This is a genomic window from Mycoplasmopsis agalactiae 14628 (assembly GCF_000266865.1).
In the GTDB taxonomy this organism is placed as follows: domain Bacteria; phylum Bacillota_I; class Bacilli_A; order Mycoplasmatales; family Metamycoplasmataceae; genus Mycoplasmopsis; species Mycoplasmopsis agalactiae_A.
The window spans coordinates 121,205-145,987 of sequence record NZ_AJPR01000011.1 but is presented as its reverse complement, the minus strand read 5'-3'; the positions used below and the strand labels follow the sequence as shown (position 1 = coordinate 145,987).

21 protein-coding genes, 2 tRNA genes and 1 pseudogene are annotated in these 24,783 nt (G+C 30.7%); all 24 read right to left on the bottom strand.

The features are described 5' to 3' along the window. Positions 1-19: 19 nt before the first annotated feature. The 24 genes and pseudogenes from rplA to MAGB_RS02545 all read right to left on the bottom strand — a co-directional run bounded on the left by rplA (position 20) and on the right by MAGB_RS02545 (position 24,773). Positions 20-715 carry a 50S ribosomal protein L1 gene (gene rplA, locus MAGB_RS02660; protein ID WP_004024262.1) on the bottom strand — a complete coding sequence of 232 codons (696 nt, stop codon included), beginning with the start codon at positions 713-715 and terminating at the stop codon, positions 20-22. 2 nt (positions 716-717) lie between these two features. After that, positions 718-1,185, bottom strand: a pseudogene (gene rplK / locus MAGB_RS02655) (50S ribosomal protein L11); the annotation flags it as partial. 117 nt (positions 1,186-1,302) lie between these two features. After that, positions 1,303-1,875, bottom strand: a complete 573-nt coding sequence (locus tag MAGB_RS02650) for a thermonuclease family protein (RefSeq protein WP_004024260.1) — start codon at positions 1,873-1,875, stop codon at positions 1,303-1,305. Positions 1,876-1,960: 85 nt separating this feature from the next. Further along, complete coding sequence (gene fba / locus MAGB_RS02645) at positions 1,961-2,836, bottom strand: class II fructose-1,6-bisphosphate aldolase (protein WP_004024259.1); 876 nt, start codon at positions 2,834-2,836, stop codon at positions 1,961-1,963. A gap of 3 nt (positions 2,837-2,839) precedes the next feature. Then, positions 2,840-3,100, bottom strand: a complete 261-nt coding sequence (rpoE, locus tag MAGB_RS02640; RefSeq protein ID WP_004024258.1) for a DNA-directed RNA polymerase subunit delta — start codon at positions 3,098-3,100, stop codon at positions 2,840-2,842. A 37-nt stretch (positions 3,101-3,137) separates the two neighbouring features. Continuing rightward, positions 3,138-4,331, bottom strand: coding sequence for an MAG0770 family lipoprotein (locus MAGB_RS02635; protein WP_004024257.1), 1,194 nt, complete (start codon positions 4,329-4,331; stop codon positions 3,138-3,140). Beyond that, entirely contained in the window at positions 4,313-5,053 is a 741-nt protein-coding gene (locus MAGB_RS02630) for a pseudouridine synthase (protein WP_004024256.1), read from the bottom strand. Before MAGB_RS02630 ends, MAGB_RS02635 begins: the two co-directional genes overlap by 19 nt. Positions 5,054-5,067: 14 nt before the next feature. Next, on the bottom strand, positions 5,068-6,162 hold the full coding sequence (locus MAGB_RS02625) for a nicotinate-nucleotide adenylyltransferase (protein ID WP_004024255.1): 1,095 nt from the start codon (positions 6,160-6,162) through the stop codon (positions 5,068-5,070). A 5-nt stretch (positions 6,163-6,167) separates the two neighbouring features. Continuing rightward, positions 6,168-7,415 carry a DNA polymerase IV gene (locus MAGB_RS02620; RefSeq protein ID WP_004024254.1) on the bottom strand — a complete coding sequence of 416 codons (1,248 nt, stop codon included), beginning with the start codon at positions 7,413-7,415 and terminating at the stop codon, positions 6,168-6,170. Next, positions 7,405-7,797, bottom strand: coding sequence for an iron-sulfur cluster assembly scaffold protein (locus MAGB_RS02615; protein ID WP_004024253.1), 393 nt, complete (start codon positions 7,795-7,797; stop codon positions 7,405-7,407). The genes MAGB_RS02620 and MAGB_RS02615 overlap by 11 nt, the downstream gene beginning before the upstream one ends. A gap of 25 nt (positions 7,798-7,822) precedes the next feature. Further along, positions 7,823-8,983 (bottom strand): aminotransferase class V-fold PLP-dependent enzyme, encoded by a 1,161-nt coding sequence (locus MAGB_RS02610; RefSeq protein WP_004024252.1) that lies wholly within the window; start codon positions 8,981-8,983, stop codon positions 7,823-7,825. Between the two features lie 3 nt (positions 8,984-8,986). Further along, on the bottom strand, positions 8,987-9,946 hold the full coding sequence (gene pip, locus MAGB_RS02605; protein ID WP_004024251.1) for a prolyl aminopeptidase: 960 nt from the start codon (positions 9,944-9,946) through the stop codon (positions 8,987-8,989). Positions 9,947-9,955: 9 nt separating this feature from the next. Further along, positions 9,956-11,221, bottom strand: a complete 1,266-nt coding sequence (gene glyA / locus MAGB_RS02600) for a serine hydroxymethyltransferase (RefSeq protein WP_004024250.1) — start codon at positions 11,219-11,221, stop codon at positions 9,956-9,958. A gap of 8 nt (positions 11,222-11,229) precedes the next feature. Further along, positions 11,230-13,410 carry a phenylalanine--tRNA ligase subunit beta gene (locus MAGB_RS02595; protein WP_004024249.1) on the bottom strand — a complete coding sequence of 727 codons (2,181 nt, stop codon included), beginning with the start codon at positions 13,408-13,410 and terminating at the stop codon, positions 11,230-11,232. Position 13,411: 1 nt separating this feature from the next. After that, positions 13,412-14,071, bottom strand: a complete 660-nt coding sequence (locus MAGB_RS02590; protein ID WP_004024248.1) for a uracil-DNA glycosylase — start codon at positions 14,069-14,071, stop codon at positions 13,412-13,414. Further along, the gene (gene pheS, locus MAGB_RS02585) at positions 14,061-15,026 is read right to left on the bottom strand and encodes a phenylalanine--tRNA ligase subunit alpha (RefSeq protein ID WP_004024247.1); all 966 of its coding nucleotides are present in this window, start codon (positions 15,024-15,026) and stop codon (positions 14,061-14,063) included. The genes MAGB_RS02590 and pheS overlap by 11 nt, the downstream gene beginning before the upstream one ends. After that, complete coding sequence (locus MAGB_RS02580) at positions 15,026-16,240, bottom strand: replication-associated recombination protein A (protein ID WP_004024246.1); 1,215 nt, start codon at positions 16,238-16,240, stop codon at positions 15,026-15,028. The genes pheS and MAGB_RS02580 overlap by 1 nt, the downstream gene beginning before the upstream one ends. Before the next feature lie 92 nt (positions 16,241-16,332). Continuing rightward, positions 16,333-16,408, bottom strand: a tRNA-Arg gene (locus tag MAGB_RS02575). 68 nt (positions 16,409-16,476) lie between these two features. Continuing rightward, positions 16,477-16,553 (bottom strand) — tRNA-Arg (locus tag MAGB_RS02570). 95 nt (positions 16,554-16,648) lie between these two features. Further along, complete coding sequence (locus MAGB_RS02565) at positions 16,649-21,028, bottom strand: PolC-type DNA polymerase III (protein ID WP_004024245.1); 4,380 nt, start codon at positions 21,026-21,028, stop codon at positions 16,649-16,651. Between the two features lie 126 nt (positions 21,029-21,154). Continuing rightward, positions 21,155-22,135: an aspartate--ammonia ligase gene (asnA, locus tag MAGB_RS02560; RefSeq protein WP_004024244.1), complete on the bottom strand. Its 981-nt coding sequence runs from the start codon at positions 22,133-22,135 to the stop codon at positions 21,155-21,157. Continuing rightward, positions 22,128-22,886, bottom strand: coding sequence for a PQ-loop domain-containing transporter (locus tag MAGB_RS02555; RefSeq protein ID WP_004024243.1), 759 nt, complete (start codon positions 22,884-22,886; stop codon positions 22,128-22,130). The genes asnA and MAGB_RS02555 overlap by 8 nt, the downstream gene beginning before the upstream one ends. Positions 22,887-22,968: 82 nt before the next feature. After that, positions 22,969-23,790 carry an alpha/beta fold hydrolase gene (locus MAGB_RS02550; protein ID WP_004024242.1) on the bottom strand — a complete coding sequence of 274 codons (822 nt, stop codon included), beginning with the start codon at positions 23,788-23,790 and terminating at the stop codon, positions 22,969-22,971. 2 nt (positions 23,791-23,792) lie between these two features. Continuing rightward, the gene (locus MAGB_RS02545; protein WP_004024241.1) at positions 23,793-24,773 is read right to left on the bottom strand and encodes a lipoate--protein ligase; all 981 of its coding nucleotides are present in this window, start codon (positions 24,771-24,773) and stop codon (positions 23,793-23,795) included. Between the last annotated feature and the right edge of the window lie 10 nt (positions 24,774-24,783).

Genomic DNA, 24,783 nt, shown 5'->3' with positions numbered 1-24,783 from the left:
GCGGAATTTTTTGCTTTAATTATTTTTCAATCTTAACTTTAACACCTGGACCCATTGTTGCTGAAAGAACAATGTTTTGAATGTATGTTCCTTTAACAGCAGATGGTTTAAGCTTTTTAATTAGGCTAATAACAGTCTTGATGTTTTCAACTAATTTGTCACTGTCCATAGAAACTTTACCAACTAGTGTGTGAACAACACCAGCTTTGTCTGTTCTATAGTTTGCTTTACCTTTTTTAAGTTCTTCAACAGCTTTTTCAGGAGTTGGAGTAACTGTGCCTGTTTTAGGATTTGGCATAAGACCTTTAGGTCCTAGTTTTTTACCATATTTACCTAAAAGTGGCATCATTGCAGGGTCAGCAACCATAACATCAAAGTCAAAGATGTCTTCTTTAATTTTTTGTTCCAATGTTTGACCATCAACAACTTGGTCAGCACCGGCAGCTGTAGCTAATTTTTGTTTTTCAACATTATTTGTAACAACTAAAACTGAAATTGACTTACCTGTTCCATTTGGAAGTAGAACTGAACCACGTAATTGTTGGTCAGCTTTTCTAACATCAAGGTTTAACTTAAATACTAAATCAACTGAGGCATCAAATTTTGCATATGAAGTTCTTTTAACAATTTCAACTGCTTCTGCTAAATCGTAAGCAATATTTTTGTCAAATGAGCTTCTAGCGTTTTGAATTTTCTTTCCGCCTTTTGCAGACATTATTTATCTCCTTCAGTTTTAGTAGATTTTTTAACTTTTCCGCCTTCGTAGCCGTCAATTAAAATTCCCATGTTTCTTGCTGTACCAGCAATAATTGCCATTGCAGCTTCAACAGAATCAGTATTTAAGTCAGGTAATTTGTATTCAGCAATTTCTCTTAATTGATCAACAGTAATAGTTGCAACTTTAGTTGTCTTAGCATTTGAGCTTCCACTTTCAATCTTTGCAGCTTGTTTTAATTTGTAACTTGCTGGTGAAGTGAATAGTTTAAATTCGAATGATTTGTCATTGTAAACGGTAATTTGAACTGGAACTGGTTCATTACCTCTATCACGTGTTGCGTCGTTAAATGCACGTGTAAATTCTGGCATGTTAATACCGACACCTGCTAAAGCAGGACCTGGTTTAGCTTGACCAGCATTAAATTGTAACTTACGAACACGAACAATATCAGCTTTTGATTTTGCCATATTTTGTTATCCTCTCGATAATGTGGTTCTAGCGATTTAATCTCCCACTAGTAAAGAACAATTTATAATAAATTGCTTTTAAATTATATATTTAAATTTTGAATTACACACAAAAATTTATGGTTTATAAAAAACGTCTTTTTGCGCGTGTTTTCAAATGTTGATTCTTTGACTTTTTGCTTCATTTTCTAATGATTTAAGTTTATAAAAATATTCAACTAAGTTTTTTTCATTTACTGCATATTTGTGCTTAGAATCAAGTGATATATAGTGAACTCTTGCTAGTCCATTTTTGACTAACTCTAAGCCTGCGTCATAATATTCATTTATGCCTGTTTTATAGTACAATATGCCAATAGTTCTATTATATTTATCATACTTGATAAATTTATAATGCAACTCTTTGTCATTTATTAAATCAGTCAAGAAAATTCTTGCCTGGTGTGCATAAAAATTTTCAAATTTAGCTAACTTTTGATTGCTATTCTTAAAAGTCTCAGGCGCATCAATACCAAAAAGTCTTATTGTTCTCTTTTTGTCATCTTGCAAAAATGAAATAGTGTCACCATCTATCACACTGACATTTGAAACAATTTTAGTACTTTTTAAATAATAATCAGCAATGTTGTTGCAACTTACTAATTGATATGCCAATGCTAATGTAGGTATTAAAAATCTTAGAGCCTTCATATATTAATATTTTTTAAAAAGCTAAACGATTAAAAAAATAAAAAAAATTGGGAAAATTAAGCAGTTTTTCCCTAATTCTAATTATTTAGTATCTGTTTTGTGAGTTAAAAGTAGTAATTTTCTCTTTCACTGCTTCACATATTGCCTTGCATCCTGGCGCAAGTAATTTTCTAGGATCAAAATTCTTGCCTTTTTTTGATTCGCCAGAAATAACAAATTTTTCAACTGCCTCAGCAAATGCTAGTTGCAATTCAGTATTTACATTAATTTTTGTTACACCTAAGCTTATTGCTTTTAAAACTTGTTCAGTAGGAATTCCGCTTCCACCATGTAAAACTATTCCAATGTCAGTAGCACTAGCAATTTTACTTAATACTTCAAAATCTAATGACTTTCAAGATTCAGGATACTTACCATGAATATTGCCAATTCCGGCTGCTAAAACATCTATTCCGGTTTGTTTCATTTTCAATGCATCATCAACATTTGAAATCACTCCAGCTGAAGAAATTCCATCTTCTTCGCCACCAATGGCACCTACTTCAGCTTCTACAGATACATTGTGCATTTTTGCAAAACCGACAACCAGTTTTGTTTTTTCTAAGTTCTCTTGCATTGAAAGCATAGATCCATCAAACATAACTGATGTAAAACCTGCTTCGATTGCTTTAAAGCAAGCATCGAAATCTCCATGATCTAAATGTAGTACAACAGGTACATCAATTCTTAAATCATAAACTAGTGACTTAACTAAGTTAGCCACTGTTGAGTATCCACCCATGTACTTAATTGCACCCATACTTGCACCTAAGATGACAGGAGATTTTAATTCATTTGCCGTAATTAAAATATTTTTAGCTCACTCTAAATTATTAATATTTATGTGTGGCACCGCATATTTGTTTAGTTTAGCATCTAGCAATATTTCTTTCGCATTAACAAGTGAGTATTGTTTTGCCATTTTTTACTCAAAGCCTTCTCTAGTGATTCATAAACCTTGGTTGTTTCTTTCAAAACGTGAATCAACAGTTAGCAAACGGTATAATTCACCGATCTTATTTTGACGAATCTTGCTATAATCAAGCTCTTTTTGTGCAGCTTCTTTTTCTCATTTTGGTTTAAGTTGTGCTTCAACTTCATCAAAAATAGTATTAAATTCCATATATTGGCTGCCACCTGATTTTTCTAATAAAAACTCAACGGCAACGTCTAACATTGTTTTCATATACTTTCCCCTAATTAATATTATTTAAATTATATATTTAGTTTTTGTAATTTTTAATTGTAAAGTTAATTTTTGCACTCACATCAATGAGCTCTTGAAATAAGTTTTTAAATACAAACGCAAAATCGTTGTAGTCTAAGTCGCTTGGATAAAGTTTTATATTTCATTTTTCTTTATCATCAACTAAAGAAAGAATAAATTTGTCAAAAAGACTCTCAAACTCAAATTCCTTTGTTTGGCTTTGTGAGTCAGATAATTCATTTGCTTTGAAAAATCTTAAAATTAACTTGGAATTATGCTTGATTTTAACTTCTTGGGCTGTTTTATAGATGTTTTTGAAAAATTCAACAGTTTCAAAAATTTTATTATTTTTTCACAATCTTTTGTCATTTGAATTAGAAGAGTCATCAACTTCAGGCAAGATGACTTTATTTCATTCATACCATAAATTAACTAATGCGTGGGTATGGTATGTATTGCCTTCGGGAGTAATTCCCCTAATATTTTTATAGTCAATATTCACTTTCTGAGAGTCAAAAAACTTACGAGAGTATTCACTTTGCATTCCTGAATATTTTTTAACTAAACTCTCTAAAAAAAGATTCTGATATCTATATCTTTCTTTATCACTCAAATTTTTAAATAATGGTCATCCTGGCAAAATGTCAAATTCATTATAAAAGCTTTTAAATAATGAATCAGATTTGTTCCTTCTTAAATCTTGCACATAATCACTAATTATGTTATTAACTTCTTCATTCAAAATTGCAATGTAACCAATGTTTGTTCTAATATTTATCTCTTTATTTTTAGGTTTGTCTGTTAATTCATTTAATAATAAGTCACCTTTAATAGAACTATTTATAGGTGTAAATTTTCCATCCGTGCCTGTTTTATAGCCTAATTCTAACTTGTAAGTTGGCTTGCCATCTTTATCTGCTCCCATATAAGGCAATATTTGATCAACTACATTTTTTCATTCTTTAGTTATATGATCAATCTTATTGTAGTTATCTAAATAATACTTTTTATATGAATCATTAGATATAAAGTTAGTTATTTGCTCTCATGTGTTTTTGTACTGATTATAGTACTCAAACATTTCCTTCGAAAATTCAGTTTCAAACACATCTTTTTGTCTATAAAAACTGCCTTGGCAACTAGCTGATAATATTGACAAGGAAGCTAATGAAATAGGAATAAAGGTAAATTTTACTTTTCATTTTGACATAATTTTTTTTCTTGCTGTTCTACAAGGAGCTTAAGATTTTTAACTTCTTTAATTGTTAATTCCCGATACATTCCCTCAGGCAATTTGTCAACAGTTAAATTTGCATAAGAAACTCTTTTTAAAGTTAAAACATTGTGGCCAATTTTTTCAAATAATTTCTTGACATGATGATATGAGCCAACGTGAAGTGAAACTAGATAGCTTTTTGTATCAACCTGATCAACAATTTGGTAACTCATTTTTCCATCAATTTCAACACCTGCATTAAGTTCTTTAAATTCTTTTAATGTTAAGGGAGAATCAATTCTAGCTCGATAAACTCTTTCGATTTCATATTTAGGATGGGTTAATTTGTTAACTAGCTCATAATCAGTTGTGAGTAATAAAACGCCAGTTGTGTTGCGATCTAGCCTACCAACAGGCACAATTCTTTCGCTTGTACCAATTAAATCAATAACAGTATGACGCCCTTTGGGATCTTTAGCAGTTGTTATAGTGTTCTTAGGCTTGTTAAGCAAATAATACTTAAAAACAGTGTTTTTGGTCAAATTTAATATTTTGCCGTTTACTTTTATTTCGTCGTTTATGCTTGCTTTATCCCCAATAGATGACTTAATTCCATTAACAAAAACTAGTCCCTTAGAAATCATCTTTTCAGCATCGCGCCTTGACATTAAGCCTGATTGTGCTATTAATTTTTGTACTCTTACTAATTCTGACATATTATAATCACATTCTACTTAGACCATTTATTATTGATCTCATTCTGTTCATCACTAAAAGTAATGTTTTTAGCAAGATTATAATCAATATTTCTTTGCACAACTTGCTTAAAACACTCATCAAAGTTTTCTAGTGCTAGCTGTCTTAGCTTTTGTACGCCTGCAAAAGCTCGTCCATCGCATATTTTATCTGCTATATATAAAATTTTATCTAAGGTTGATAATTCTAATGCTAGTGATGTGTGTATCTTGATAGCATTATAAATTTCTTCATCATCATTCATATAAATATGTTTAAACCATAGTGCACCAGCAAGCTGATGAAGCTTATAATTTGGAAATAATTTCCTGTCATAAGCATTCTCAACAAATTGACTTATAAATGCTCTGGACTCATTTTCATCTAGCTCCTTGCAAATATCATGAAATAAGCCTGCATAATAAGCTTTTTTAGCATCATATTTGATTGATTTTGCTAGCAAAACAGCAAATTCAGCAGCAGCCACGCAGTGCTTTGCTCGTTTTGCTGTTAATAATGAATGAATAATCTCTTTTGCATATAGAAAGTTATTTCCAATGTAATTATTGACTTTAACATCCACTAGTGCTAATTGACCTTGTCTAACCTTGGTTGATGATTCATCAAAAATTGGGTTATTCATAATTTTAATGCCATACTTTTTGGCATTAATTTTATTAATATTTTTGCTTCGTTTATAAACTACAAATTGGCAACTTTGAGTCATTTCTTCCACATATTCTCATTTATGAAATTTAGGAAGCAAGTCAGAACCCATTATGAAAAAAAGTTCATCATTTGGAAACTTCTTTTTAAAATATCTTATTGTTTCAAAAGTGTAACTAACTCCACCTCTTTTTATTTCAAATAAAGACACTTCAGAGTTGTAATTAAAGTTTTCTAAAGCTAAATTTAGCATATTAATTCTGTCATTATCTGCAGCTACTTGATTTTTCTTTTTGAAGGGGCTAATAGCAGTAGGTATAAAATAAATTTTGTCCAAACCTAGTGTTTTATAGGCAAATTCAGCAATTTTAATGTGCCCATTATGCACAGGGTTAAATGAACCACCAAATAATCCAATTTTCATATTTCCTACTTTCTTATTCCTAAATCGTCTTCAAGATATCTACTTTGCACAGACTCTTTTATTTTTTCTTTAGAAACTCTATATCCAGTTTTTAAAACAACTTTGCCAACTTTTTTGTTTATATCATTAATTATATTATTTACTTTTCTTTCCTGCTTGTAATCATCATATGTGTCAAAAATTGTAAGTTGCTTAAAGTGCTCAAATTCATTAATTAAATTAGTTAACCTTAAGCCAACACCACGAATTGGTTGCTCTTTTCATAATTTTTCGAAAAGTATAATGGCATTTTTATAAATTTGCTCAGCGTCATTAGTTGGCTCAAGCAATTTCATTTGCTTGCCTTTTCAAACTTTAGACACACTTCTAATTATTACTGTCAAGGTAAATCCTACAACATTACGATTTTGCGCTCTAAGACTAACTTTATTGGCTATATTTTTAATTACTTTATATATTTCACCTCGTTCATAAAAATCATAAAGAGGGAATGTTAGCTCATTGCCAATACCTTTTAGATTGTTGTGCTCATATGTTAACTTATCATTACCATTGCCGTTAGCCTCATTAATAAAAGCAGAAAGTCGGCTTCTAAAAATCATGTATAAATCAGAATTTAGCTCACTTGAGCATGCTAACTGTCCAATGGTTTTAACATCTGCTTTAACCAGCTTGTCAGCGGTTTTTTCGCCTATTCCATAGTACTTTTGGATATTTAACGGCCAGATTTGAGACTCTAAATTATCCTGATTTTCAATAAATTTAACTCCAAATGGCTTAGCTAAATCACTGGCCATTTTTGCAGCTCATTTCGAATAAGAAATTCCTATTGAAATAGGAATGTCAAATATTTCATTGATATCTTCTTGTAATTTTCTAGCAAGCGCTACAGGATTTTTGCCTTCTGCTATTGCAGTAACATCAACTCAACATTCATCAATTGAACCAACTTCAATATTGGCTGTGTAATTTGATGCAATGTAATCAAAAATATTATTCGATGTTGTATAGTATAAATCAAAATTAGGTTCAACAAAAATTGTCTCAGGAACCTTTTTTTCTATCATAAATCTTGGTCAGCCAACTTTAATGCCGGCATTTTTTAACTCATATGAAATACTAGAGCAAATTGAACGACTTAAGCCATTTGAAACTGCAACGGGTTTATTTTTCAGTCTATGATCTTTTGATCTGTGCGCGCTGACAAAATATGAGTCAAAATCTATATGGAATATAATGTTTTTATTGTTCATTTTTTATTTTTTCTTTTAGTGGCTTACTTAGCATTTGTACGCAGTCTAGCCTATTTGCATGCTGGTTTACATTATCAAAAACTAATAGCTCTCCAAGTAATGTTTTTTCTTCATCGCTTAAAAATTTACCAGAAATATTTCTTTCAAATAAGTCTATAAAATAGAGTGATTCGGCTATATTTTTATCATTTAAATATTTGCAAAGCAAGTTTGCTGATGAGATAAAATAAGCACATCCATTGCCATTGAAGTGTAAGTTTTTAATAATCCCATTTTCAACTATGTAATCAGCTTCTAAATAATCACCACAAGAGTTGCTAAATGATTCTATTTTTTTATTTTGCACTTCTTTTTTAAAAGAAGGCTGTAGGTAATTATTCATAATAATTTCCCTTTTTTGTTCAAAACTATAAGACAATGAAATCGCCTCCTTTCTTTAACGCATCAACTAGCTTATTAATATCATTTTTGTTGTTATAAACCCCTAATGAAACTCTGACAAATGAATCGTTGCAGGCAAAATTTTTTAAATAATGTGCACAAAAGATTCCTGATCGCACATATATGTTGTTTATGCCTAAAAAATGTGCTACATCTTGTGAGTTAATTCCATTTATGTTGAATAAAATTATGTGATCACCTCTTTTTGAATAGACTTCGATATTTGGCACTTTTAAAAGTTCATCATATGCATAATTACTTAATTTTTTCAATATTTGCTTGCTTTTTTCATATCCAATATACTGGTTAAAAAAATCAATTGATTTATTAAACATAAAAATAGCTGCAAAATTAGGGGTTCCTGGTTCAAATCTTTCAATATTATTTTTAATTATAAAACTATTATTTTTGTTTATTGAATTGACTGTGCCGCCACCAAAAGTAACGGGATTTAATTCTTTTAATATCTCTTCTTTAATAATTAAAGCACCTAGTCCAGTTGGCCCATAAAATTTATTTGTGCTAAAAGCTATAACATCGCAATTTTCCAAACTGACTTTTTCATAGACTATCGCTTGAGCTGCATCGTTTACTAATATTGCACCAACTTTATGGCATTTTTTATAAAGGCTTTTTAAATCTACTTTTACTTGAAAATTGTTAGTTAATTGTGAAAATGCCACCACTTTGGTTTTGCTATTTATAGCACTTTCTAAATCAGGCGAGTCAACAATTTTAACCTCTATATTGTGTTCTTTGGCTAGCACAATTCAAGGAATCATATTAGAAGAGTGATTATAGCCGTGCAATATTATTTGATCGCCAGCTTTCAATTTTTGTATATACATTTGTGCAAACTTATTAAGTGAATCAGTTGCGCCTGATGTAAAAATTACCTCGTTTTCTTTGGCATCAGTTAGTGAGGCAACTTTGCTTCTAACTTCATTTATTATTCTATTGGTATAAATACCTAATGGTGAATTATTAGTTCTTGTGCTAACTGAGTATAAACTATAAAAATTATTGCTCTCAGTAATAGCCGGTTTAGGCTTAAGCGCCAAGGCTGCTGTGTCCAAATAGACTATTTTATTGGCTAATGGGAAAAATGATCTAATTGATTTAGGCATTATTTATCCTTTAATAAAATTCTCTATTGCGTATTTATCAGTAGCTTTAACTAACTCATAAACAATGCTTTCAGATCATTGCGAATGCCCTGAATCTTTAAGTATCTTGAGTGTAGAATTAGGCATGTTTTTATGCACTAAATATGCACCATATGGTTGACAAATTAAATCATAAGCACCATGAATAATGTCGGCTGAAATGTGTTTGATTTTATAAATATTGTTTAATATATAGCCTTCTTCAAAGAAACAGTTATTGACAAAATAATGATTTTCAATGAGTGCAATTTCGCTATTTGCCTTGATATTGGTTTCATCAAAATCGCCACCAAGCAGTTTTACATTAATAGATTCTCATCTAGCTCATTCATTTAGTGCTTTAATTCTAATGTTAGGATCGCTATCGTTCATTAACTTATGATAGTAATTTATAACATCGTTTCTTTTTTCAACTGGAACAAGGTCTATATATCTTTCAAAATCCACTGGGTTCATTCTATTGGCGCCATCTTGATAAAGCCAAATAAGATCATGTTTTGTACCTAAAAAAAGTCCGCGTAACACTATGTGTAATACTCTATCAGGGTGATTAATTGCATAGCATAATGCTAATGTTGTGCCTCATGAGCCACCAAATAGCATTCACTTGTCTATTTTTAAATGCTTTCTAAGCATCTCAATGTCATTAATTAAGTATCATGTTGTATTGTTGATTAATGACATTGATGGCTTACTTTTCCCACATCCTCTTTGGTCAAATAAGATTATTTTATAGGCTTTTGGGTTAAAAAATCTTCTGCTATTTTCATTACAGCCTGCACCAGGGCCTCCATGAATATATAAAACTGGTATTCCATCAGGATTGCCTGAAACTTCGTAGTAAATTTCATGCATACCGTCTTCAGTTTTCAAATAACCACTTTCATATGGGCTAATTGAATCATACAAATATTTAATATTCAAATTTACTTCCTAATATTTTGTGATAATTGGGAATTCAGTAGTAAGAGCTTCAACTTGTTTCTTGAGTTCAGAAATTCTGTCTAAATGTTTAGATTCATTTTCACTAAATTCAACACAATTTTGCAAAATCTCATGCATAATAGCACCAAGTTCATTTCATTTTGCAAACTTTCTTGAGCTCATAGCTGCAGTGCCTATTCTAATTCCTGAAGTGACAGCAGGGCTTAGTTCATCAAATGGAACAGTATTTTTATTCACAGTTATATTAAATTTGCCTAATATCTTTTCAGCTTGTAGTCCTGAAATACCATAACTTTTGTTTACATTTATTGTAAATAAATGATTATCAGTGCCGCCTGAAACTATCGAAACTCCCTGTTTTATAAAGTAATTAGAAAATTCCTTGGCATTATCAACAATGCTTTTTGCATATGCAGCATATTCAGGTTTTAGCGCTTCACCAAAAGCAACAGCCTTGCCTGCTATTGCATGAAATAGTGGACCACCTTGATATCCAGGGAACACTCATCTATTCATTTTTTTAGCAATTTCTTCATCATTAGTCATAATGATAGCGCCTCTAGCACCTCTTAATGTTTTGTGGGTTGTTGAAGTAATAATATCTGCATAAGGCACTGGCGATGGATGCACTCCACCTGCTATTAATCCGGCAATGTGAGCTATATCTGCCATTAATTTTGCACCACAAGCATCAGCTATTTCTCTAAATTTTTTAAAATCAACAATTCTCGAGTAAGCTGAATAACCGCAAATAATTACTTTTGGTTTTTCCTTAATAGCTAGCTCTTTGATTGCTTCATAATCTAAAACGCCTTCTTTATTAACTGAATAAGTTATCGAATTGTAAAAAATGCCACTAAAGCTTATTTTATATCCATGGGTAAGGTGACCACCAGAAGCTAAATCTAGCCCCATAATTTTGTCGCCTTGACTTGCTAGTGTTGCTAAAGCTGCTGCATTAGCAACTGATCCTGAATAAGGTTGAACATTAGCAAACTTAACTCCAAAAAGTTTTTTTAGCCTTTCGATAGCTAGTGTTTCCACAACATCAACATTTTCACAGCCACCATAATACCTTTTGCCTGGATATCCTTCACCATATTTGTTAGTTAAAACACTTCCTACAGCGGTTAAAACATCTTCACTAACATAATTTTCTGATGCTATAAGCTCAATATGCTCATTTTGTCTATCAACTTCATTGTTAATTGCTTGTTCAATTTCTTTATCATTCATTGATATTTTCTTGTACATAATTCCCCCTATTTCTTGTTGAAAATCTCATTAATTTTGTTAATTTCTTCGAAACTACCAGTTATTCTTAGTGTGACATTTCTTTTATCAGCATTAGTAAATGAATCAATTTGCATAATGCTAAATGAATTAGATATTGCATTAATTTCACTAATTTTTGATGCGATTGCTTCATTTTGACCAATTGTAAATGTTAAGTCTATTGACTTTAAAGGACTAGGGTCATATACATTAAACTCTACTTTTGGCTTGCTATTTACATTCATGAATTCAGCAACTGAGAAATTAGAAGCATTATATGATGGATGCACTTTTCCGATTCATCCTATAAAACAGCCATTGTGGATAATTTTAGCTGATACATTCGGATGAATAAGTTCATTATCTTTAAAAGGAATAAACTCTAAATTATCAACTTTCAAAAAGTTATAAATATCTTGTTTCATTTCGTCAAATGATTTTTCATTTGACAATAAGCCATAAACAAATTTATTTTCATTAATCATCCCGTGCTCAAAGAATGAAATATTATTTATTTTTCTTTTTAAATTAAATTCAGCTGATTCTAGCAATGATGGAATTATAGAGTTTCTAACTTCCTCTCTTTCTTTAGAAACAAAAGTCATTAGCTTAATTGTGCTTTCAAAATTGAAAGGATTAAGTTTGTTCATTTCAGAAGAAATTAAGCTAAAAGTTCTTGTTTCATTATAACCTAGTGACTGAAGTATGTTTTTATTATCAACTGTATGGGCAACTTTATATGATGCTAATTTTGGTGCTTCAGGCTTGAAATTGCCATAGCCATAAAATCTAAAATACTCTTCTATCACATCTTCATAATGTTGTATATCATTTCTGTATGTGGGAGCTATAACTCTATTTTTGTCCATTGAAAAACCAATTTTTTTAAGAGTTTTTTCAACTTCATCAAATATTGATAAATCTTTAATATTGCAGTTAGCATAGATTGATAATTTCTTCCTGCTTTGGATAACTGATTTGCCTTTTTTAACTTTAGGAATATTGACAATTTGGCTAACAGATTGGCCGTCTGTGGCTGATTTATACTTTAAAAAGGAAATTCCATTAAATACAATTTGTGAGTTAAGCGCTCTTCCTGCTTGAATTGATGATGCTGTATCCATTTTGATTTCTCTAGCACCATGTCTAACTAATAATGGGTCAAATAACCCTACTTCAAACACAACTTCTTTAGTATTCTCATCAACTGCAGAATTTTCACAGCCCATAACTGATGCTAAAGAAATTACACCAGTTTCATCCTTAATTGCAAGAACATCAGAAACATTAACTTTCTTCCCACCTAAAATTTCAAGTTCGCCACTAAATTTGGCGCATGATAGTGATTTTCCAATCTTGTTTTTGTCATACACATGACATGGAGCACCTGTAACTAATAGTGCAATATTTGTCAAATCAACAGCATAAAGACCTTTTGCACTAATACCATGCTTAGTTAAAAACAAAGTGTCTTTTAAGCATGTTTTATTATTTTTAAGTCTTGCCTCAAAAAATGTTAATTCTGATGCTTCATTTTTAGAAACCTTGATGTTGCTTCTAAAACGGTAGTTATCTTTTGGCAACAAATTTGGCCAAACAAATTTGGTTTTATAGTATGCAGCTAACTCCATAGCAAGGACATAATATGAATTAGTTTCAGCTCTGTTAGCAGGCGTGGTAATATCAATGATGTAGTCATCTAAATCAAAATATTTAATGGGGTCAGAATCTTCATTAATTGACGAATCATCCAATAAAATAACACCATTGGGGTCAAACGGGAGCAATGAACTGTCATAACCTAACTCTGAATAACTTGCAAGCATTCCATTAGATACGACTCCAGCCATTTCTTTTTTACCAAAAACTATGTCGCCTTTGCTTGCGCCTTCAACAAAGGCAACAATTCAATGATTCTTTTTCACATTTGTAGCAGTTGTTTGGATAGTTATAATGCCTGTATTTGTTTTTATACTAACAACATTAAGATTCTTGCTATTTTCATTTTTAAAAACATCAAGCACGTAGCCAAATTTTATGCCTTTTACATCGCTAAATTTTTTGATACTCTCGACTTCATAGCCTAAGTTGTTTATGCTCTTTTCAATTGAGATATCTAAATTTACATCAGGCATATATTTATTTATTTCTCTAAGAGAAATGATCATATTAATTTTCCTTTCTAATGCTAAAATCAATTGGATTGGTCAATTTTGCATTAACTTTTTTGAAAAAATGTGAATCCTTAAAACTACTTTTTGTTTTCGAATAACTTAATGGTGAAGGATGGGATGTAAATATTATTCTTTCCTCTTCAACCTTATCCTTAATTAATAAATAGGCTTTGTTACCCCAGGCACCAAAAATCACATTTTTATTTTGCTCTAAAATAAAGTCCAATAAATTAGAAACAAAAATTTTTCACCCAAAATTGCTGTGGCTATTTGGTTTGTTTTCGCTAACTGTTAGCACACCGTTAAGCAATAAAATATGATTTTTAGCTCAGGATTTTAAGCTGAATGTTTCAATTACAGCTTCCGGGTAATCCTTTTTTAGCTCAATTAAAATGTTTTCCAAGCTTTTTGGACATTTTTGGCTTTCCGTACTAAAAGCCAAGCCATCTGCATATCCATTTTTGTAATATGGATCTTGCCCAATAATAATTAGTTTTAATTTTTCAGGACTGCTATACTTAAGACACTCGAATATTCTCTCATCACTAGGAAATACATTGAACTTACTTTTTTCCTTCTCTATTGAAGCAATTAGCCCTTTAAAATAGGGTTTTTGGGATTCCTTATTAATAAATTCAGCAAACTTATTTTTCATTCTTAAACTGCAAAAGTGTTCTTAAATCATTTTTATATAAATATCTAATGTCGCTGATTCCATACTTTATCATTGTGAGTCTTTCTAGTCCTAAACCAGCCGCAAATCCATAAAATTTTTTGCTGTCATAGCCTGCTTTGTTCATCACATTAGAGTGTAACATTCCTGCACCAAGAACTTCAATTCATTTATTTTTATAAAAAATGTCAACTTCTACACTTGGTTCAGTAAAAGGGAAATAACTTGGCCTTAGTCTTATTTCTAACTCTTCTTCAAAAACATAAGACAATAATGACTTAAGAGTTCATATTAAATTTGGGAAACTAACTTGCTGACCTACACTTACAAAATCAAGCTGTGTAAATTGATGTGAGTGTGTTGCATCATCTTCATCATTTCTATAAACTTTACCTATTGAAAAAATATTGGCACACTTATTAGAATTTTTCTCTAACTCATAAGCAGTTATTCCGGTGTTATGAGTTCTTAACAAAATATTATTTGAAATATAAAGTGAATCATGGCTTGCCCGCGCAGGATGATTTTGCGGAATATTTAGCCTTTCGAAATTATATTCTTCATCAGTTATTTCGCCGCCTGTGGCTTCAAAATAGCCATTTTGGACAAATCAATCTCTAAGCCTTTGCTCAATGATACTAATTGGGTGAAGCGAACCTTGTTGCTTTAATGGCTTAGTTACATCAATAAATTCATTTTCAATGATTTTATTTATTTTTTCTTTTTCAAGCCTCTCTTCAACTTCCTTAAACTTGTCTTCATAAAATAACTTTAGCTCGCTAATTTTAATACCAATTAATTTGCGCTCATCAGGACTTGAGTTTTTTATTTTTGCTTTTAATTCCTCAATCTCGCTTCCAGCACCAAAGGCAATGTTTTTAGCTTGCTTATATTCTTCAAAACTTTTGATTTCATCTCAATTTATTTTAGAACTCATTATTTTTCTCCTTGTAGTAGTTTTACAAACTTATAGTATTCTGCGATTTTCTTAGAATCTGTTTCTTTTGAAAAAAAGAACTGTTTTCCTTTAGCCTCTTTTGGCAAATACTCCTGTTTTACAAAGTGATTGGGAAAATCATGCGGATATTTATAGCCTATAGAATCTCCTAATTTAACTGCTGATGCATAATGCCCATCTCTTAAAAATTTAGGAACATCATAGATATTTCCCTGGTCAATATAGCCTTCAACATTTTGTATAGCTTCATAAACTGAATTGCTCTTAGGCGCTAATGCCACAGATATAATTGCATAAAAAATAGGCAATCTAGCTTCAGGTAAGCCGAGCATTTCAGCACAATCGATAGCATTTTTTACCCTAATTTGCAAGTTAGGATCAGCTAAGCCTACATCTTCATAGCTACATGCTATGAGCCTTCTGAACAATCCTTGTAAGTCTCCAGATTTTACAATTATTGCTCCATAATACAGCGCTGCGTCTACATCTGAACCACGAAGCGATTTATGAAAGGCTGAAAGATTGTTATAGTGAGCAAATGAATTTTCATCACTATAAAATGAGATATTTGGCACAAATTTCTTAATATCATCTAAACTTATTTGCTTACTTTTAGTCATCAGAGTCAAAATTTGCAAATTATTAAGACACGATCTATAGTCGCCATTAGATAGTTTGACAAACACTTTAATTGTTGACTCATCCATTTGGTAATCTGTAAAATGTTTTTTTAAATTATGCTTTATACCTTCAAACATTTCTTGTTCACTTAATTTAGTAAATTGTAAAATTTGCATCCTGCTTCTTAAGGCTGGATTTACTCTAAAATAAGGATTTTCCGTAGTTGTTGCATAAATAATTATTTTGTCAAACTCTAAGTAGGAAAGCAAAATATCTTGCTTGTCTTTATTTAGCCTATGAATTTCATCAATTATTAAAACATCATTATCCGCAAGCATCTTGACTAATTCAGCTTTTGAATTGACTGAAGCATTAAAATAATCATATTTTAGACCTAGGTCATTTGCTAATGCAACTGCTGCTGATGTCTTACCAGTTCCTGATTCACCAAAAAATATAAAGCTGGAATAAATTTTGTCACTGGCAACTCTTTTTAGTAACTCTACAACAGATTTTTGTCCAATAATATCATCTAATGTTTTAGGTCTTAACTCATTTGCTAAATTTTTCATATTAATAAATTTTAAAGCTTTTTAATGAGTTTTTAACTTTTTTTAAAAAATCCCAAAATAATGCTGAAAGCGTAAAAAAATAAATAAAAAAATGGCGTTCACAATGGGAATTGAACCCATTACCCCAAGCTTAGGAGGCTTGTGCTCTACCTGGTGAGCTATGTGAACACTCAGTTATAAAATTTTATTATAAAAATGAATGCTGTTTTTTATTTTTTCTTACAAAAATAAAAAAATGGCGATCACGAGAGGATTCGAACCTCTGACAACAAGCTTAGAAGGCTTGTGCTCTATCCTGCTGAGCTACGCGACCACTGTAAATTATTATAGTAAATTTTTTTGTTTTCGTAACAATATAAATATAAAAAAATAGAGATGTCTTATATCCCTATTTTATAGGCTTATTGGTTAAAAAAGAGTCAGCTGATCAGAATCATTTAGGCTATCTAAAATCTTCATTCTGTTCATAGTATCAAAAACAGTTTTAGAAACTCCTGTTCTAATTTTAAAATCTTCTTTAGATAAAAATGCTTTTTCTGCTCTAGCATTAACAATATCGTTGGCCTTAACTGACCCTAAGCTCTCGATTGTAGAAAATGGTGGAATTAAGCAGCCTCTTTTTTTATCAATTAACCACTTTTCAGCTTGTGATTTATCTATATCAACATTAGATATATAAAATCCGCGTGCGTATAATTCTTCAGCAACTTCGAAAACACCAATAAGATCATTTTCTTTATTGCTTCTATCCTCAGTTTTCTTTAATTCATAAAGCCTTTTTGACACTTTGATACCATTTGGTTTATCAATCATATTTTCAATATCATCAGCCTTTGAGTGAGCTGTAAAATAACTAGCATAAAATGCTAAAGGTTCATAAAGTTTAAATCAAGCTATTCATAGTGCCATTGTAACATAAGCTGTAGCATGTGCCTTTGGGAAAAGGTATTCAATTTTTTGCATACTTTTAATTAGCCAGTTTGGAACATTATGTTTTTCTAAAAGCTCTACTTCTTCATTCGAAAGCCCTTTTCCTTTTCTAACTTTTTCCATTAAGGTAAAAGACATAAGAGGTTCAATGCCTTTTGCAATTAACATAGGCATAATGTCGTCCCTACAACAAACAACTTCATTAAGCTTGCGGCCTTTTTCTAAAACTAGCTCATCAGCATTGTTTATTCAAACATTAGTTCCGTGACTAAGACCCGAAATTGAAATTAAGTCAGCAACAGTTTTTGGCTTAATATCATTAAGCATCTGTCTAACAAAGGAAGTACCAAATTCAGGTAAGCCAATAGCTCCCGTTTTTTCATTTGAAATTTGATCAGGCTTAATCCCCATGGGCTCAGTTGAGCTAAATAGTTTTATAACATTTTCATCATTTTTGGGAACGTCATAAATGTTTATTCCTGTATATTGCTCCAATAATTTAATTGAAGTAGGGTTATCATGACCTAAAATATCAAATTTTAGAACATTATCATGAATTGCCTTGTAATCAAAGTGAGTTGTTAATCATGATGAGCTTTGATCATTAGCAGGATAATTAATAGGAGTAAAGTCAAAAATATCAAATTGCTTAGGAATAATAATTATCCCTCCAGGGTGCTGACCAGTTGTTCTTTTAACATCTTTAATTCTGTTTGCCAAAAACTCAACAAAAATTTGCGGAATATTTTGTCTAGTTTGCTCTGCATATGATTTTACATAACCAAAGGCTGTTTTTTCAGCAACTTTTGATATTGTCCCTGCTCTAAAAGTGTGACTGTTTCCAAAAAGTTTACGAATTTCTTCATGAACTACACCTTGAAATTCTCCGGTAAAGTTAAGGTCAATATCAGGAACTTTATCAGCATTAAAGCCCAAAAATGTTTCAAATGGGATACTTTGTCCATCTCCCTTAATTTTCGTATTACACTGTGGGCAAGTCTTATCGGGCAAATCATATCCACTAGTTATGCCTGGGATGTTAGCTATTTCAAAATATTTACACTTAGGACAGCAATAATGAGGCACTAATGGATTGACTTCAGAAATACCTATTAATGAAGCCACAAAAGATGAACCAATTGATCCCCGGCTTCCTACTATAAAACCTTGATCAATTGACAACTTCACTAGTTTATAACTAATCCAATAAATAACATCAAACCCATATTTAATAATCGGATTAAGCTCAGAATCAATCCGTTTTTGAATTAATTCAGGCAAGTTTGCTCCATATTTTGCATGAGCATTTTCATAAACTAAATCATGCAATTTTTTCTTAGAATCATCGAATTCAGGTGTAAATAAGCCAGATTTGATTACTTCAATGTTTTCAGCCATATTGGCAATTTTTTTAGTATTGTCAATAACAATTTCTTCAGCTAACTTTTTATCATTTAAGAAAGCAAACTGTTCTAGCATTTCATCAGTAGTTAAAAACCTTTGATTAGGTATAACTAATTTGCCTTCTTCAGCTTTTTTATAGTCAAATAAGTAATGTCTTGCATTCTTTATGCCTTTAGCATAAACTAAGGACATAAAAATATCTTTATCCCATGGATCCAAATACTTGACATCAGCAGTCGCTATGCAAATTTTTGAGTGCTTTTTAGCCTCAAAAATTATTTCAGTTAAGCCATCATATAGTTGTTTTGAAGTTATAAAGCCATATTTTATTCAGTGTTCAAAACACTGTGGAGCTGGCACCTCAATGAAGTCATAAAATTTTAATTCTTTTATAAAATCATCATGTGAAGAATAAAAATATTTATCAATCAAAAGGCCTTTTAACGTTCCTGATCCTACTAAAATATCAGATCTGTCTAAGTTGACAAAATCTTCTTTAAAAGTTATTGGGCCATTGATGAACTTTTTAGTTAAACAATCAGTTATAAGCTCAAATTGCTTTTTTAATCCCCTGTTATTTAAAGCCACAGTAGAAACTTCATAGCCATGCATTTTTGAATATAACTCATCTGAACCAAAGTTATTAAGGTCATCAAAGGTGAATATATTTTTGGCATTTAGCTCTGAAATTATGTTAACTCAAACATTTGCAAGAACTTTGGCATCATAATCACCGCGGTGTGCCACATTTGGATCATAAACAACACCAAGCCTTGATGCGACATCTTCTAATTTATGTCTTTTGTAATTTGGAAAGCCTATTCTAGAAGCTATTAAAGTATCAATAACTGTGACATTTGGAAAAGGCATATTATTGAGCCTAAATTGTTCTTTTAAAAAATTAAAGTCAAACTTTGCATTGTGTGCAATTGCGACTTTGCCATCTAAGCAATCATAAATTCTTTGCAAACCTTCTTTAATACTTAAGCCTTCAGAATCAAGCATTTGCTGGGTAATGCCAGTAAGCTCAATTGTAAAAGCACCTATTTTTGCTTGCGGCTTAATGAAAAATTGAGTCACTTTGCCAATTTTTAAGTCTTGATTGATATCAACAGCACCAAATTCAATTATTTCATGAAACTTTGGACTTAAACCAGTTGTTTCAATGTCAAATGATACATATGAATAATCTTTAAAATTGCCATTTGGAACATTTCCTAAAATTGCTTCATTTGCCTTGTTTATAGTAGTAAAAGCAGTTCCATAAATAGCTTTTATTCCAGCTTTTTTAGCTTTATTAAATAGCTTTGGATATCCTTGCGCTCCGTCAGTATCCATTATACCAACTGCAGGCATTTTTCATTTTTTTGCTCTTTCTACAAAGTCATCAGCATTAAAAAGGCCATCCATTGTATTCATTTTTGTAGAAATATGAAATTCAACTCTTTTCCTGTCTTCACTCGCTTTGTCATCTTTAATATTTAAAGGCGAATCAGTCAATTCAAGCGAATCAACATAAATAAAAAAGTTGTTTCCTTTTATTTTATCGCTGCTAGGAATTGAACCTTTAACTCTTACTCAAGATTGATTATCTGGATTAATCAAATTTTTCTGTTCATTGCTAAGTCAGTCAGTGTCTAAAAATCATGTACAGTTAACAGCACTTTGAAAATCACTGACCTTAAACTGAATGGTAAGTTTTTTATTTTTAGAAAAACTTTTTTTAGATGCAAATAATAAGCCAACAAACTCAACGTTTATTTTACTTGGAGCAGTTGCCAAATCTTTTATTGAATAAGTTGTATAACTTCTGTTAAAGTTTCTTTTTACTTTAAGTGGGTTTGCATCATTTGAATCATATTTATCAGATGCAGAGTCTAGTTCAATCATTCTTTTCAAAAGTTCTTGCTTTATTTTTTCTTTGTCTTTTGCTGCTTGCTCTAATTTTGAGTAACTTTCTGGTGAAACTTGAGCATAGTCATAAGAAAAGTTTAACAAAACAAAGCCATATTCTTTTAGTTTGTTAAGCAACTTGTTTAACAAAATACCATATTGATTTTCAAAGTCTCTGTCAATGTTTTCAAAATGGCCAATATAGCCTTCATCTACATAAAACTTGTTTTCCCAATTAATCTGATTTAATGGCTTAAAACGCATTTTGTCTATTATTTGATAAACATATTGCAAAATATGATCTTTGTTGTATGAATCATTCGAAACAACAAAAGACACGTCTAATCTATCCTTATTTAAACGTATAAATGATTTTATTCTTTTTATAGTTTCATATGAAATAGGATTTTTAAAACGAAACTCTATTTTAAGCTTTTCATTTGAATTTTCATCATATTTTTGATTAAAAAGAACCAGTTCGGTTCCTAGTAATTCGCTATTAATTTCTATGTTGTTAGCTTTGCAAAACGCTTCAAATCTTTTATAACCAACAGAACTCATATATATATTATATTAAGACTAAATCTATATATAAAATTAATTTCTTTATTTTTGTGTTATAAATTGTTTAAAAAGAAACTCAATAAAACAAAAAAGCCTGTTTTATAGGCTTATTTGTAAATTTAATTAAAGCAAGTTAACACCTTGTTCTTCAAAAGATTCTTTGTGTTCATCAGGCCAAACACTTGCTTGAACTTCACCAATATGCTTCTTTTCTAATAAAAACATACTTAGTCTACTTTGTCCAATTCCGCCGCCAATTGTAAATGGTAATTTTTGATTTAGTATTGCTTTATGATATTCGCCCATATCATTATCACTTTTATTACAGATTTTTGCTTGCTTTATTAGTGAATTGGCATCAACTCTAATCCCCATTGATGAAATTTCCAATGCTGCATCATTAACACTATCATAGAAAACTAAATCGCCATTTAAATTTCAGTCATCATAATCAAAAGCTCTTTTTGAATGTGCTAATCCATCTGGCAAAATGTGACCAATTTTGTAAATAAAAACTGCTCCATACTTTCTTGCAACTATATTTTCTCTCTCTTCTGGACTAACGCTTGGATATTCTCTATATAACTCTTCAGAATTAATAAATGTTAAGTTAACAGGAAGTTTTTGAGACAAAGCTGGGTATTTGAAATTGATTTTGTTTTCGACGTATCTAATTGATTTATAGATAGTTTCGACAATTTTTTTAAGGAAATTAAGATTCCTATCCTCTTTATTGATAATTAATTCTCAATCTCACTGGTCAACATATAATGAATGCTTATAATCAACTTCATCATCCTTACGAATTGCATTCATATCTGTTCATAGACCTTCGCCTGGTAAAAATTTATATCTTGATAAAGCTGATCTTTTTCACTTCGCTAATGAGTGAACAATTTCAATGTTTTCGCTTCATTTATTTGGCGAGAAAATTACAGGAATATCTCCGTTTAATCCATCGTTAATTTTTGAGTTTGAAGTAACAAATAAAGGTGCAGAAACTCTTGTTAAATTTAACTCTTGGTTGAGCTTTTTAGTAAATGCAAATTTAAGATCTTGTATGGCTTGTTGTGTTTCTTTAAGTGTTAGCTTTGATTTATACATAAATTTCTCCGTTGGTAGTATTAGTTTTCTTTTTATCAATTTTTGCTTGTAAATTCATTTTTATCAATAAAAATGAGTATAGTAAAAGGGATAGAATTTGTCATATTATGGCACTAATTAATTGTGGTGCTATACCGGCATTAATGATAAAAAATGCTCAATATGAGGTTCAAAATATATTGGCTAAAATGAATGTTCACACCATTGAAACAGACATTCCGGAATAGTCCTTAGTATCTATAGCCTTGAGTACTTGAGGCAAGAATGCAAAGGTTGTAATTATTGGTACTATTTGTGCTATGCTCATTTGCGCAATTTGCGGTAATTTTCATTTTAAAATAAGTGCTGAGATAGCTAAACAAATCACAAAAATAGATAGTGTTAATGAGGTTATCAATACAATTCATTGATTTTTTCTGCGATTGGGATCATTTGAATATCTATATGTCAGTCATAATGTAATGACATAGATTAAAGAGCAAATGCAATTTGAAATAACTATAGCAAACATTTTTTGAACAGGGTCAAAGGCGCCTAAAAATATCCATGATAGTATGCCAATTAAGAACATTCAGTATGAATAATATTTAACATTACCTGTTTGCTTGCATTTGTATAAATGTATAGCTTGCGGAAGCCCTAAAATAAGAGTCATTGACATTCCTAAGAAGCCAAAAATTATTACAAACCAGGCAGAAATATAGTTATTTCCATTAACAAAAAAAGCATCATAAATTGCATTAATATTCATATAAATATTATAAGAATATTAATAAAAAAATAAAGCAAGAAAATTGAACATATTTTCTGCTTTCTATGGCTGTTTTATAGGGTTATTCGGCTTTTAGAACTTTTGCAATATTACTTACTATTTCATTTACTTTATTAGCTTTTTGGAAAAACACAGCATGGCCGCACTCTTCTAAAGCAAAAGGAGTTATGGTTGGTATATCATCAATTAATTTAAGCATTTCTGATTCAGTAGTAAATAAGTCGTTTTTAGCATAGATTAATGTATATGGTTTTTTAGCATTATGATAAAGAGGTTTTAATACATTTTCTAAGTATGATTTATTAAAAAACTGATTGTCAACAATGTAAGAAAACATAGCTTTTGTTTTTTCTTTATTTTGAATGTCTTGCATAGCAAAAGCTTGTATGCCTTTTATATAGAATATATTTGGATTATAAACTAGAGCTTTATATGCCTCGATGGCATCTTCGATATTTTCAGGAAGCATTCATCTTTTTCCTTGCTCATAATCAGCATTAAGACCAGCATAGTAATTAAATGGTGCAACTAAAATTAACTCATTTACATTAGCAATATCAAAACACATTAATGACACTGCAGCACCCATTGAATGGCCCATTAATATAATTTTTTTGTTTGGCAATACTTTGTTTATAAATTCTCTTACAACTTCTGCATAAAATTCAATTGAATAGGCGCCTAAATTGTTTGATGATTCACCACATCCGGGCATGTCTAAAGCATAAATAGAATAATTCCTGTTTTTTATGCTTAAAAGCGGTTGAATTGTTTTAGATCTGTCTTTGAACCCATGAATAAATAAAAGTACTGGTGTACCTTCTGAAGCATCTTCATAAATGTAATGAATTTGCTCATTTTTAATTAAAATTGTTGCTTGCACTACTAACCTAAAATAATTTTAACGATTTCGTCAACTGTTAGAGTTCCAAAGTAGTTTTCTAAATCAATCTTTGCAAGAACTTCTTTAACTGATTTTTCATCATAACGAATGCCCTTGAATAATGGTTCAACTTCACGAATATCTTTTTTACTTAGGAAATCCCCTGCAAAAATAATGTCTTTAATAATTGAGTTTTCAATTGTTCCATAAACTGTCACAAGTCCACCAGGAAATTTTTCAGTTTTTGTATAAGTAAAGTTTGCAGAACGGTCATATATTCATTTTTCAGAGCTAAATAGTTTTCTTAACTCTTCAAATTTTGGTGCATACTTTTCATATGGAATTTCTTCAAGTGTGCTATCTTCGTTTTCAACAAAATATTTAACTAAAGCATCTCTAAATTCATCAACTGTCATTTTCTTAGGTAATAAGTCATTAATATTTGCCACTCTAGAGCGAATTGATTTAATACCTTTTGATTCAAATTTTATTTTATTTGGATTTAGTGCCTTAGATAATATTGTCATGTCAACATCAAAAAGTAATGTTCCATGTGAAACAATTCTGTGGCCACTTATGTATTGTGCATTACCGCTGATTTTGCATCCGTTTGCATGAATGTCGTTTCTGCCATGGAATTCTGATTGTAAACCAATTGAATTTAAGAAATTAAGAATTGGTCTAAGAAACTTTTGATAACTGTTGTTGTCTGACTTATCAGAAATAAAGCTAAAGTTTAAGTTGCCTAAATCATGGTAAACAGCGCCGCCACCTGATTTTCTTCTTGCTAGCACAATGTTGTGGTCTCTAACATATTCACGATTAATTTCTTCATAGGCATTTTGGTTGTTACCAATAATTATTGCATTTGCATGTTGATAAAGCACTAAAACATCACCTGTAATAGTTGGATCTTCCATTATTATGTTTTCATATGCTAATGTTTCATATGGTGAAGTGCTTTTAACAATATAAATTTTCATAAAACTCCTT